The following is a 12,834-nucleotide window of genomic DNA, read 5'->3' on the forward strand; positions in this document are numbered from 1 at the left end:
CTGCGAGCATAAGGCTTAACCACGGACCCTGTCGGGCGAGGGCTTGCCGCAGGGGCGCGGACCCGGCGGCACATGACCCAGCTCCAACCCCGCGGGTGCTCAAGCCACCTGCGCGGCAATGCGCGGCAATGCGCTGGCAGGCGCCGGCCGCCCGAAAAGGTAGCCCTGGTAGTGCAGGCAGCCCACGCTGGCCAGCATGTCCCGCTGCTCGGTGGTTTCCACCCCCTCGGCGATCACGCCCAGGTCCAGGCTGTGCGCCAGGTTGACGATGGTGCGGGCGATGGCGGCGTCGTTGGGGTCGGTGAGCAGGTCGCGCACAAAGCTCTGGTCGATCTTGAGCTGGTCCAGCGGCAGCCGCTTGAGGTAGCTGAGCGAGGAGTAGCCGGTGCCGAAGTCGTCAAGCGAAAAGCGCACGCCCAGGGCACGCAGCGTAGTCATGCGCAGGATGATGTCCTCCACGTCGTCGAGCAGCAGCGACTCGGTGAGTTCCAGCTTCAGGCGCAGCGGGTTGGCGCCCGTGCTGCGCAGGACTTCCACCACCTCCTCCACGAAGTGCGGATGGCGGAACTGCAGCGCGCTCACGTTCACCGCCACCGTCCAGTGGGCGGTGGCTGCATCGCCCCCCCACTCCACCAGCTGCAGGCACGCGGCCCGCAGGATCCATGCGCCCAGCGGCACGATCAGGCCACAGGCTTCGGCCACCGGAATGAACTCGGCCGGCGACACCAGGCCGCGCTGCGGGTGCTCCCAGCGCAGCAGCGCCTCGGCGCCCACCATGCCATGGTCCAGGCTGATCTGGGGCTGGTAGTGCAGCAGGAACTGGCCCTCGCGCAAGGCCTCGCGCAGCCCGGCCTCCAGCGCGGTGCGCGCCGTGACGGCGGCCTGCGTGCGCGGGTCGAAGAAGCGCAGGGTGTTGCGCCCCGCCCCCTTGGCCTGGTACATGGCCATGTCTCCGCGCTTGAGCAGCTCGTCCACCGTGGTGTGCGGGTCGGCATACAGGGTGACGCCGATGCTGCAGGAGCTGTGGTGCGCATGGCCGCCGAGCTGGTAGCTCTGCCCCAGGGCATGCAGCACCTTGCGGCCCACGATCTCGGCCTGCGAGGCGGCCTCGTGCGGCAAGGCGCTCAGGCCCTCGAGCAGCAGCACGAACTCGTCTCCACCCAGGCGCGCCACCGTATCGCCGTTGCGCACGCAGCCGCCCAGGCGCGCGGCCACCTGGCGCAGCAGCTCGTCGCCGATCTCGTGGCCCTGGGTGTCGTTGAGGTCCTTGAAGTTGTCCATGTCCACGAACAGCAGCGCACCCCCGGTGCCCGTGCGTGCGCTGGCGGCCAGGCTGTGCTGCAGGCGGTCGGCCATCAGCCGGCGGTTGGGCAGGCCCGTGAGCGGGTCATAGAAGGCCAGCAGGCGGATTTCCTCCTCGGCCGCCTTGCGGCTGGAGATGTCGGTCTGCGTGCCCACGTAGTGCGTGATGGCGCCCTGCGCCGAGCGCACGGCGGTGATGGTGATCCAGGCGGGGTACACCTCGCCGTCCTTGCGCCGGTTCCAGACCTCGCCCTGCCAGGAGCCTACCGACTGCAGGGTCTCGTGCATGGTCCGGTAAAAAGTCTGGTCATGCCGGCCGGACTGCAGCAGCGCCGGGGTCTTGCCCACCAGCTCCTCCACCGTGTAGCCGGACAGCCGCGCGTAGGATGTGTTGGCCTGCAGGATGCGCTGGTCGGGCCCGGTGACCACCATGCCCTCGAACGATTCGAACACGATGGCAGCGACCTGCAGCGACTCCTCGACCCCCTGGTGATCGGTGATGTCGGTGGATATGCCGCACAGCGCATGGATGCTGCCGTCCGCGTGGCGCAGTGGGATCTTCACCGACAGGTAGGTGCGCACCGATCCATCGTGGAAGGTATTGGTTTCCTCCACCTCGATGCGCTCGCCGCGCTCCAGCACCAGCCGGTCGTTGGCCGTCAGCTGGCGCACCGTGGCCGCGTCGAAGATCGCGCTGTCATCGCCACCGATCAGCCCATCCGCGGCGCCGGGCCGCAGCGCCAGCATGTGCTGGTTGGCGTATTGGTAGCGGTGCTGCGTGTCCTTGATATAGATGAAGGCCTCGACACTGTCGAGGATGGCGCCGAACTTGTGCTCGCTGGCACGCCAACGCCGGGATCCCCCACCCCCTGCCCGCCGGCGCCGCGCGAAGACGGCCAGGGCTGCGAGCGCGGCCACCAGCAGCAGTGCCGCCGCGGCCCACAGCACGGGGCGCCCGATGGCGCTGGCCGGTGGGGCGCCCGCCCAGCGGCGCATGACCTGCGCATACGAGGCGTCGGAACCGTCGCGCCACTGCAGGGCCCGCTTGTCGATGGCGGCCAGCAAGTCGGGGTTGCGGTCCTTGCCGGTGGCGATGTACAGCCCCCCCGGCTGGAGCACGATGCCTGCCTCCGCCAACCCATGCACCGGTGCATGGGCGTTGCCGAACAGGTGGTTGGAGATGGCCGCCTCGGCATTTTTGCTGCCCACGGCACTGAAGGCCTGCTCGGGCGAGTCCACGTCCACGACCATGACCTGCAGCCCGTAGCGGCGCGTCAAGGCAATGAAATGGTCGCGCTGCGGCGTGCCGCGCTGCACGGCCACGCGCTTGCCATCGAGGTCCAGCACCGACCGGATCGGCGAGGATGGCAGGCGGTACACCTCGGACCAGGTGTCCACCAGGGGCTGCGCCGTGAAATCGAACTGTGCCTCGCGCGCCTGCGCACGCGGCACATCGGGCACCAGGTCGAGGCGGCCGTTGTGCAGGTCATCCAGACAGGCACGCAACTCGCACGGTACGTAGCGCAGAGACCAGCGCTCGCGCTCGGCGACCAGGTTGAGCAGGTCCACGAAGATGCCCGCCGGCCGGCCATGCTGGTTCATGAACACGGTGGGCTCGTTGGCATACACCCCCACACGCACCTCCCGCACGGGCGCAGCCGCGCCGGCCCCTGCCGGCAACAGGCCCCACAGGGCGCCCACCAGCCAGCCTGCCCATCGGCAATGCCACCGGAATATGCGTGAACTCACGATCGGGAATCCCCACAGTGGCTGAAAGCACTATGTTAACCAAAGGTTGCTAAAACATCCAAAAGTAACAAAAGCCTGAGCGCGTTGCTCGGCGCTTGGGGTAGCATGCGTCAAACTCCTCGGAGACAGCCATGCCCCACGAACGCCGCCACTACGTCCGTGTCCATTTCGATGCCCCTGCGCTGCTGACCCTGGCCAGCAACGCCTTCAGCGTGCATGTGCAGGACCTGTCGCTCAAGGGGGCCCTGATTTCACTGCCCGCGCAGGCCGACGTGCATGCCGGCATGCTGTGCCAGCTCACCATCCCGCTGCACGACACGGGCAACCACATCGGCATGTCCTGCGAGGTGGCGCACCTGGAGGGGCTGCACACGGGCCTGCTGTGCCGCTCCATCGACCTGGACAGCGTGACCCATCTGCGGCGCCTGATCGAACTGCAGCTGGGCGACCCCGCCCTGCTGGAGCGGGACCTGGCCGAATTGACCCACCCGGCCCACTGAGCAGGCGACAACCCGCCTCCCAGGAGGCGGGGCGAGAAACCGCCAGCGAAGCCTTCCCGTCAGGCGGCTTCCGCTTCCTGCAGCGCGCGCCACATCACCTTGCCGCTGCCGCTCTTGGGCAGGGCATTCACGAACTGCACGATGCGCGGCACCTTGTACACGGCCATGTTCTCGCGGCACCAGTCGATCACCTGCTGCTCGGTCGTGTCCTTGTGCGAGGGACGCAGCACCACGACGGCCTTGACGGTCTCGCCCCGGTAGCTGTCACGGGCCGAGATGATGCAGGCCTCCTGGATCGCGGGGTGGCGGAACATCAGCGCCTCCACCTCGGCCGGCCAGACCTTGAAGCCACTGGCATTGATCATGCGCTTCAAGCGGTCGGTCAGGAAGAAGTAGCCCTCCTCGTCCATGCGCCCCAGGTCCCCCGAGCGAAAGAAGCGCCTGCCTTCGAACTCGATGAAGGCACTGGCCGTGGCATCGGGCCGCTTCCAGTAGCCCTCGAACACCTCGGGGCCGTGCATGATGATCTCGCCCTGCTCGCCCACGGGCACCTCCTGCAGCGTGTCGGGGTCGATCACGCGCGCATCGGTGCCCACGAAGGGAATGCCCAGGCACTGCTGCTTGGGCTGGTCCGGTGGGTTCGAGTGGGAGGGCGCGGCCGTTTCGGTGAGCCCATAGCCTTCCGCATAGCGCAGCCCGTACTGCTCCAGCAGGCGCTGGGCCACGGCCTGCGGCATGGCGGCGCCGCCACCGCCGATGTAGACCAGGCTCGACAGGTCGTAGCTCGCGAAGTTCGGGCTGTTCATCAGGTCGATGACCATGGTCGGGATGTTGGTCCAGTTGGTCACCTTGTAGCGCGAGATCAGGCGCCCGGCCAGGTCGCGGTCCCAGCGCGGCATGACCACCAGGGTGGCGCCGGTGTAGATGGCCGCATGCATCACACTCACCATGCCCGTGATGTGGAACATGGGCACCACCGCCAGCGTGACGTTGTCGACCGAGCCCGTGCCCCACAGCGCGCTGGCCACGGCGTTGTGCATGATGCTCTTGTGCAGGTGCATGCAGCCCTTGGGCAGGCCGGTGGTGCCGCTGGTGTAGGGCAGCAGCGCCAGATCGGCAGGCCCCACCACCAGCGCGGGCGGCGCGTCGCTGCAGGCCAGGGCATGGTTCCAGGCATGCACTGCGCCCCCATCGAGCGCGGGCAAGGGGTGCTGCGTACACAGCCAGTCCTTCCAGGCCTCGGGCGGGGCATCGGCGCCCTCCACGTCAGCGTCGAAGGCGTCGGTGAATTGCGTTACCACCAGGTGCGCCAGGCGCTCGCCCGGGGCCAGGGCATTGCTGGCCTTGGCCAGCTCGGGCGCCAGGTCGGCCGTGGTAAATGCCACTTTCGTGTCGGGGTCGGTGATGTAGTGCTTGAGCTCCTCGGCCCGATTCATCGGATTGACCGGCACCACCACGGCATTGGCGCGCAGGATGGCGAAGTGCGCCATCACCAGCTGCGGGCAGTTCTGCATGCACAGCACCACGCGGTCGCCGCGCTGCACGCCCAGTTGCACCAGCCGCGCGGCCAGCCGCTCGGCCCCCTCCGCCAGGGCCCGGTAGCTCAGCGGGCGACCAAAGAACACCAGCGCCGCCTTGTCCGGGTAGCGGCGCGCGTTGGTGGCCAGGTTGTCCCACAACGAGGTGGCGGGCAGGGTGATCGAGTGGGGCAGCCGGCGGGGCCAGAAAGCGTAGTGGGGGCGTGTGGACATGGGAGGTCGGAAGGATGGGAGGGGTTTTCAATCCGCAGCCTAGAGGCCCCACCCCAACGCTGCATTGGGGATGCCACTTAGGCCGGGTCGCGCAGGTGACGGCGCCGAGGACGACCCGTTCGCCAGGGCAGTCATTCCTTCCATGGCCCAAACAGATATGGTGACATTGTGTTTTTCGTCACAGCACAGCGGTCACCCCGGTGATAAATTCTGTTTGTGCCTGCAAAGGCATGGGATATACCCTGGCAGGCAGCTCCGCTGGGGCGGGAACATCTTCAGCACCGCATTGTCCAAGGGCACAGGGCAGCCAGTTGCCACCATCCAACCGCCTAGAAATTCGACACCACCATGGCCACCGTTTCCGATATCCAAAACATCCGCTTCTCGGGCAACTACAAGGCCGACTCCCTGCTGGAAAACCCAGCTCTGTGGAACTTCCTTGTCGATGGCCGCAAGGTGCTGTACTACACCTTCGACGCAAGCCCGGGAAGCGTGGCCGATCGGGATTCCGACACCACCCTGGTCTCGTTCAACGCCTCGCAGATGCAGGCCACGCGCCAGATCATGGCCCATGCCAGCCAGGTCACGGGCATCACCTTCACCGAAGTGAGCAGCTCGTCCCAGGCAGACCTGCATTTCGCAGCGACCAACCTGCAAGGCCGCACGACGGCAGGGCTGAACTCCTCGTTCTACAACTACAACTACAGCGGGTCCGAGCAGACGCTGACCTCGCTCAACGCGGAATCGGTGGTCTACCTGGACAACGTGGAGTTCGCCAGCGTCAACAACACGCCCACGGCCGGTGGCCTGGGCTATGAGGTACTGCTGCACGAGGTGGGCCATGCCCTGGGCCTGGCGCATCCCTTCGACTCTCCGCGCCCCCTGCCCACGGCCGAGGACAACACCAACAACACGGTGATGTCCTATACCGAGGCGGGCCCCTACAAGACCACGTTCCAGGCCTATGACCTGCTGGCGCTGGACTGGATCTATGGCCGTGACGGCCTGGGCGGCACCTATGGGTTCAACTCGACCAGTGGCCCGACGCTGAGCTTCCCGACCACGCCCACGACGCCCACCACCCCGACGACCCCAACCACCCCGACGGCGCCCACCGGAACGGCCGGTGCAGACACCTTCACCAGCACCGGCGCCAGTGAAACCTTCAATGGCCTGGGCGGCCTGGACACGCTGGTGGCCCGGGGCAACCGCGGCGACTACGCGCTGCAACCCAAGAATGGTGGCGGCTGGACGCTGGGCGACGGGGTCCCCAGCCGTGATGGAGTGGACACCCTGCTGCAGATCGAACGGATCAAGTTCACGGATGGCTTCGTGGCGCTCGACCTGGATGGCGCTGCGGGCACGGCCGCGAAGATGGTCGGTGCGTTGCTCGGCCCTGCCGGCCTGAACAACCGCGGCGTGGTGGGCATCGTGCTCAAGGCGGTGGACGCCGGCTCGACCCCCTTGCAGGTCGCGCAATTTGGCCTGAATGCCCTGCTGGGTGCCTCGGCCACGCCGGAGCAGGTGGTGAGCCTGCTGTACGCCAATCTGGTCGGCGTCGCGGCCGATGCCAATACGGTCCAGTCGCTGGCGGCCGTGATCAAGTCGGGCGCCTACACCAATGCATCGTTCGCGGTGGCTGCAGCCAACCTGGACCTGAATGCCGCGCACATCAACCTGGTCGGGCTCAGCAGCCAGGGGCTGGAATACCTCTGAAGCCGTTGGGCCTGCCCCAGCCGGATGGGCCCCCGGCAGGCCTTTCCATCATTGGCACTGCGCCAGGCGCGACAGCGAGTACAGCATGTCCAGGCGCTGCAGCGCCGGATCGGCCTGGGTCTGGTAGACGTAAACGCTGGGCATGATGAGCGCGGGATTCTCGACATCGGCACCCACGCAGATCGCCCCCTTGGCATAGCAGCGCAGGTGGTAGGGCGGAACGCTGGAGGTCATGGTCGGACTGGTCAGCAACTGGGGAAAGGTCCTTTCGGCCCAGTCAAGCACGCAGTCCAGTGGCTCGGAGACGCCCGTGCCGCCCAGCCCCCGGAACACAGAGGCCGCATTGGGCTTGAAGACATTCAACTGGGATACGCGGCCCCCCGGGCCCGAGGGCGTAAAGCGCACCAGGGCCGAGCACACCGCCCCCGGCTGCAGCAAGGTGTTGCTGCAGCCATCCGACTCCGCGGGAATGGTGAAATCGGTAGCGATGACCACCCGGCAACCGATCCCGGTGCAAAGCGGCGACACGGCGGCAATGGATGAGATCACCGACCCCAATTGCACGGGGGATGGGCCGCGATTGGCCACCTTCAGGGTCTGCGTGGCCGATGAGTGCACAGCCACCTTGCCAAACTGGAAGTGCCCTGCAGGTTCAATGATCTCCACCTGGGCATGGGCGGACGACAGGCACGCCAGGGAGAGCACGCCCAAGGCTGCCAGGGATTGGCGGAAAAACAGGATCAAAGTCACGGAAGCTCCTTGTGCGTGGCAATCGCTGGCGGCACCCACCATGAAAATGGGCCCGAAGATCCACGGCCATCCAAGTTACCCACGAACCCGGCACCGCGCCCCACCCAGGAGGGATGGGGTGTTGCAGGCGGCCCGCACGCGGCGTTGACCGGGTGCCGGGCGGCTTCTAGATTTGCGGCCTTCCATCCCCTTGTTTTCACCCGCCATGCCCTCCTCTCCCCGCCCCGATCGCCACGCCCTCGCGCGCCTGCACCGCATGGCCAGCCTGGAGGCGGGTGGCGTGCAGCTCATCGAGCCCCTGCTGCAGGAACTGCGCCGGGTGGTGGGCTTCGACTTCGGCTGCATGCTGTACCCCGGCGCTGATGGCGAACTGATGAACTATGCGCAGGAGCCCATGCAGTCGGTGGCGCAGGACTACTTCGATGCGCGCATCCTGCGCAGCGAGCGCCAGGTGCTGGTGCGCAGCCCGCGCGACTTTGGCGAGACGGTGCGCCACGAGCACGGCCCCCGGCTGATGCGCGAGCAGATGGTGGTGTCGATGGCCGAAATGCAGCGCAGCGACTACTACGAGGCGGTGATGCGCGCCACAGGCGCCAAGGACTACATGAGCCTGGCCTTGCGCACCCCGCAGGGTGTGGGCCTGGGCGTGATCCACCTCTTTCGCGACAGCGCGGCGCCGGACTTTACGCCGCAGGACGCGGCCCTGGTGGCCCGGCTGGAAGCCCACCTGGCACGTGCGCTGCAAGACGGCGAGCGCGATGCACAGGGCAGCGAGGTGCACAGCCAGGGGGTGCTGGTCGCCACCCCCCAGGGGCGATTGATGTGGATCTCGCCCGAGGCCGAGGCGCTGATGCCCCTGGCCTTCGGCTGGGGCTGGCGCCGTGGCGCCCAACTGCCCCCCGCGCTGCAAGAACTGCTGCGGCGGCTGAACGCACGGCGGCCCGAGGAGATGGCCCTGCCCACGCTGGAGCTGTTCACGGCACAGGGCTGGTTCTCGCTGCGTGCCACGCACCTGGCGCCCGCCCCCCAGGCGCGGCAGGACCGCCAGGCCGTGGCGCTGCACATCACGCGGCGCGTGGCGCGCGGGGTGCGGCTTCTGTCGACCCTGCAGAAGCTGGGCCTGCCGCAACGCCAGCACGAGCTGGCCTGGTGGCTGGCGCGGGGCCTGCCCGAATCACAGATCGCGCAGCGCATGGGCATCAGCCTCAACACGGCCGTGTACCACCGCCGCCAGCTCTACAACCGGCTGGGCGTCATGGGGCGCGATGAGCTGCTGGCGCAGATTGGTGGCAAAACGTGAATTAGTTCACGCATGCACACCAAATAGACCTCCACAAAAAAAAAGCCCCCGGTGCCAGGAAGCACCGGGGGCTTTTGCATTGCACGCAGCGTGGTGGTTCAGGGCACCTGCACGACCACGACCGCTGACCGCGGCCCTTCGTTGCCCGCTGCATCGAGCATGGCCACCTGGTAGCTGTGGCTGCCGCTCGGTGCCGATCCATCGGTGTAGGTCGCACCGCCGGTCACGGTGGCAATGGCCGTCCCGTTGCGGTACACCCGGTAGCCCGATGCGCTGGCCGCGATGAAGGACTGCTTGATGGCCTGCATCGGCGGATTGGTTCCCTGCTGGGGCAGGTAGCCGTAGTTGATGGTCCATACCAGCGTGCCACCCAGGCCCTGCTCATGCACCCATTTGCCTTTTTCGGCGATGGAACGCTCATCCTCGTAGCTCAGGTAGGTCACGGGTGCATCGCTGGCGCGCCACCAAGGCTGGCTGTAGCTGATGTAGCTTTGCTTGGCCACGTCGTCCCAATGGTAGACGGCGCCCGGCTGGCCGAAGGCGTTGTCTTCCAGCAGGCGCCGGTAGTTGTTCACACCGTCTCCGCCGTTGGAGCCGCCCGTGGCGGCCTGGCGCGGGCCGGTGACGGGGTTGTTGTAGAACAGGCCATACAGGCCCACGCCGATGCCCAGCTTGGCACGGGGCACGCCCGCATTCAGATAGGCCTGCACGGTGGAGGCAATGGAGGTGGGGTGGCTGGGGGCTTCGCCAAACAGCGGCGAGTGGTGCCAGGACAGCCAGCCGCCGCCCCAGTCGCCGGCCATGCTGTAGGTCATGAGGTTGAAGCGGTCCACTGCATGGGCCACTTCCACATGCCAGGGCAGGATCTCCTGGAAGTTGGTGTTGACCCAGAAGCCGGGCCAGCTGATCTCGAACGGGCTGGCCTGGTAGCGCGGGCGCTGCTGGGCGGCAACGCGCAGTTCGCGCAGCAGTGCCAGCGCCTGGGCGCGGCCCTGGTCGGTGTCCAGGTTTTCCTCCCAGTCGATGTCGGCACCGTCGTAGCCCTTTTGTTCGGCCTTGTCGAGGATGTTCTTGATGAAGACCGCGCGGATCTGCGGGTTGGCCGTGGCGGCCATGAAGCCGGGGCCATCGAATTCGCCGCCGATCATCATGATGGCCTTGGTGCCTGCCGCGTGGGCCTTGGCGATCAGGGTGTCCTCCACCTGCGTGTGCGCGGTGCCTGCGCCTTCCATCAGCTCGCCCACCCAGCCGCCGGGCAGCGATCCCTGGCCTGGCGCATAGCGGCCGAAGATGAAGTGCGTCATGGTGCCCATGTCCACGGCCTCTGGCGGGAACTGCTCCCAGAACCAGCCGGTGTAGTAGCCGTTGACCCATTTGCCGCTTTTCGTCACAGGGTTCCAGTCCAGCCGCACGCCCTGCGGCGTGGCGCGGGCCGTGACGCCGCTCACCGGCGGACGGGGGTTGGCGGCGTCCACCGCGACCTGGGCCGTGGCGGTAACGCTTTGCCCTGCGCTGTTGGCGCAGCTCAAGGTGTAGGACGTGCTGGCCTGGGGCTGCACCAGCACACTGCCCTCGGCTGCGCGCGTGCCATTCCATCCACCCGATGCGGTGCAGTTGGCGGCATGGCTCGCCCGCCACGCCAGGCGGGCGCTGTCGCCCGGGGCGATGCGGGAAGGGGTGGCACCGAAGCTGTCGATGGTGGGCAGTTGCTGCGGCGGCGCGTTGCGCACCGTCACCGTGGCCGAGGCACTCGCGGTGGCACCTGCCGCGTTGCGGCAACTCAGGCTGTAGTGGGTGGTCATGCCAGGGCTGACGCTGGCGCTGCCGCTGGTCGGCCGCTCACCGCCCCATCCCCCCGATGCCGTGCAGCCCGTGGCGTTGTCCACGTTCCAGGCCAGGGTGCTGCTGCCGCCCAGGTCGATGGCGCCAGGCTGCGCCACGAAGGAGAGAATGTTCGGCGGCACGGGTGGCGCCGGATGGGTGTTCTCCATCACCAGTTGGGCCAGGCCCTCGCCGCCGGCCTCGAAATACTCCATGCGCACCGTGTGTGGACCGGCCGCCAGGGGCACCGTGGCGCTGTCCATGGTGATGCCGTGCCGCGTCCAGTTGTCGATCACGCGCTGGCCATCGACCAGCACGCGCACGCCATCGTCGGTGAACGTGATGAAGCGGGTCGCGCCCGCGGGGAACTGCAGCGTTGCGGTCCAGCGTGCAGAGAATGCATCCACCGGCAGTCGGGCCGGGTCGGGGCTGCCGCCCGATCCTGTCCAGTAGTGGTCGATGGGGCCGGTTTCACAGCGCTGCAGCGCGGGTGCCCCGGACAGGCTGGTGTTGGGAAAATACTCGGCCAGCCACTGGCCGGGCGCACACTGCGGCTGCGCCATGGCCTGGCTGCCGCCAAACAGCAAGAGTGAAGTGGCCAGCCAGCGCCGCAAGCAGGTTTTCAGGGCGCGGCCACGGGCCGCAGCATCAAGGGTGGGCATGGAAAAATTCCTTGGTGGATCAGGGGACGGCGCAGGCTACAGGCCTGCAGCCGCGCGCACCCCACCCTCGGTGGATAGGGTGTTGCGCCGGTGTGTTGACCCTGCGCGGCACGGCCCCTAGATTCGGGGGTCTTGCTCCCATCACCGCTTCACCACCGGACCGCAGCCGACATGCCCTCGCCCAGCTCCACCCAGCACGCCATTGCACGCTTGCAGCACATGACCCGCATGGAAGCGGGCGGGCCACCCATGATCGTCCCCCTGCTGGAGACGCTGCACGGGGTTCTCGGCTTCGACTCCAGCGCGTACGTGTACCCTGCGGATGGAGGCGAGCTGGCGGTGTACATGGAGGTGCCGGCCGCTCAGTCGGTGGTGGCCGACTACTTTGATGCGCGCATTCTGCGCAGCGAGCGCCAGGTTCTGGTGCGCAGCTCACGCGACTTTGCAGACGCGGTGCGGCACGAGCGCGGGCCCCAACTGCTCGAACAGCTCGTGCGCGTGCCGATCCCCGAGTTGCAGCGCAGCGACTTCTACAACGTGGTGATGCGCCCCATGGGGACCGTGGACTGCATGAGCCTGGTACTGCGCACACCCGATGGCGAAGGCATCGGCACGCTCAAGTTCTACCGCGAAGCGGCGTCGCCAGCCTTCGGGCCCGGCGACGCGGCGGCGCTGGCACGGCTGGAGCCGTATCTGGCGCACATCCTGCAGAACAGCGAGATGGGTGCCAGAGCCAGCGAGGCGCACAGCCAGGGCATGCTCATCACCACACCGCAAGGGCGGCTGCTGTGGCTGTCGCCCGAAGCCGAGGCCCTGCTGCCCCTGGCCTTCGGCTGGCGCTGGCGGCGCGGTGCGGGGCTGCCCCATGAGCTGCAGGAACTGCTGCAGCGCATGCAGGCGCAGCAAGTTCCGGCCCTGCCCACCAGGGCGCTGCGCACCGTGCATGGCCATTTTTCGCTGCACGCGACCCCCATGAAGGCCGCCACGGGCATGGGCCAGGCGGTGGGGATCCACATCACACAGAGCGTGCCGCGGGAGGCACGCCTGCAAGCCTTGCTGCAGGCCCAGGGGCTGTCGCAGCGCCAGCAGGAGCTCGCGTACTGGCTGGCGCTCGGGCTGCCGGAATCCCAGGTCGCGCTGCGCATGGACATCAGCGCCAACACCGTGGTCTACCACCGCCGCCAGCTCTACAACAGCCTGGGCGTGCAGGACCGGGGAGAGTTGATGGCGTGGCTGTCAGCCCGCCAAGGCGGCTGACCCACCCTGCCGGGAGTGCAAAGCAA

The 12,834-nt window shown here is 67.8% G+C and carries 8 protein-coding genes; 4 read left to right on the forward strand and 4 right to left on the reverse strand.

From position 1 onward, the window contains the following. Positions 1 to 99: 99 nt before the first annotated feature. A complete protein-coding gene (locus tag AC0IZS_RS30685) occupies positions 100 to 3,051 on the reverse strand; it encodes an EAL domain-containing protein (RefSeq protein WP_471639121.1) in 2,952 nt (983 codons plus the stop codon). Positions 3,052 to 3,182: 131 nt separating this feature from the next. Here AC0IZS_RS30685 and AC0IZS_RS30690 point away from each other — a divergent pair, with 131 nt between their 5' ends. Beyond that, positions 3,183 to 3,551 carry a PilZ domain-containing protein gene (locus tag AC0IZS_RS30690; RefSeq protein WP_471639122.1) on the forward strand — a complete coding sequence of 123 codons (369 nt, stop codon included), beginning with the start codon at positions 3,183 to 3,185 and terminating at the stop codon, positions 3,549 to 3,551. Positions 3,552 to 3,610: 59 nt separating this feature from the next. On the opposite strand, the gene AC0IZS_RS30695 is transcribed toward AC0IZS_RS30690, so the two are convergent. Continuing rightward, entirely contained in the window at positions 3,611 to 5,302 is a 1,692-nt protein-coding gene (locus AC0IZS_RS30695; RefSeq protein ID WP_471639123.1) for a long-chain fatty acid--CoA ligase, read from the reverse strand. 348 nt (positions 5,303 to 5,650) lie between these two features. Between AC0IZS_RS30695 and AC0IZS_RS30700 the strand changes: the two genes are divergently transcribed. Then, positions 5,651 to 7,018: a matrixin family metalloprotease gene (locus AC0IZS_RS30700; protein WP_471639124.1), complete on the forward strand. Its 1,368-nt coding sequence runs from the start codon at positions 5,651 to 5,653 to the stop codon at positions 7,016 to 7,018. A 48-nt stretch (positions 7,019 to 7,066) separates the two neighbouring features. Here AC0IZS_RS30700 and AC0IZS_RS30705 read toward each other — a convergent pair whose 3' ends face one another. Continuing rightward, positions 7,067 to 7,768 carry a hypothetical protein gene (locus AC0IZS_RS30705; RefSeq protein ID WP_471639125.1) on the reverse strand — a complete coding sequence of 234 codons (702 nt, stop codon included), beginning with the start codon at positions 7,766 to 7,768 and terminating at the stop codon, positions 7,067 to 7,069. A gap of 205 nt (positions 7,769 to 7,973) precedes the next feature. On the opposite strand from AC0IZS_RS30705, the gene AC0IZS_RS30710 reads away from it, so the two are divergent. Beyond that, positions 7,974 to 9,068, forward strand: coding sequence for a helix-turn-helix transcriptional regulator (locus tag AC0IZS_RS30710; RefSeq protein ID WP_471639126.1), 1,095 nt, complete (start codon positions 7,974 to 7,976; stop codon positions 9,066 to 9,068). Positions 9,069 to 9,166: 98 nt separating this feature from the next. On the opposite strand, the gene AC0IZS_RS30715 is transcribed toward AC0IZS_RS30710, so the two are convergent. Continuing rightward, a complete protein-coding gene (locus AC0IZS_RS30715) occupies positions 9,167 to 11,551 on the reverse strand; it encodes a glycosyl hydrolase family 18 protein (protein ID WP_471639127.1) in 2,385 nt (794 codons plus the stop codon). A 171-nt stretch (positions 11,552 to 11,722) separates the two neighbouring features. Between AC0IZS_RS30715 and AC0IZS_RS30720 the strand changes: the two genes are divergently transcribed. After that, on the forward strand, positions 11,723 to 12,808 hold the full coding sequence (locus tag AC0IZS_RS30720) for a helix-turn-helix transcriptional regulator (RefSeq protein WP_471639128.1): 1,086 nt from the start codon (positions 11,723 to 11,725) through the stop codon (positions 12,806 to 12,808). Positions 12,809 to 12,834: the final 26 nt, after the last annotated feature.

Source organism: Acidovorax sp. AC410, assembly GCF_979253235.1.

Coding starts and splice junctions, on each gene's coding strand:
- AC0IZS_RS30695 (WP_471639123.1), bottom strand. CDS start 5,302: ATGTCCACACGCCCCCACTACGCTTTCTGGCCCCGCCGGCTGCCCCAC.
- AC0IZS_RS30720 (WP_471639128.1), top strand. CDS start 11,723: ATGCCCTCGCCCAGCTCCACCCAGCACGCCATTGCACGCTTGCAGCAC.
- AC0IZS_RS30710 (WP_471639126.1), top strand. CDS start 7,974: ATGCCCTCCTCTCCCCGCCCCGATCGCCACGCCCTCGCGCGCCTGCAC.
- AC0IZS_RS30690 (WP_471639122.1), top strand. CDS start 3,183: ATGCCCCACGAACGCCGCCACTACGTCCGTGTCCATTTCGATGCCCCT.
- AC0IZS_RS30715 (WP_471639127.1), bottom strand. CDS start 11,551: ATGCCCACCCTTGATGCTGCGGCCCGTGGCCGCGCCCTGAAAACCTGC.
- AC0IZS_RS30700 (WP_471639124.1), top strand. CDS start 5,651: ATGGCCACCGTTTCCGATATCCAAAACATCCGCTTCTCGGGCAACTAC.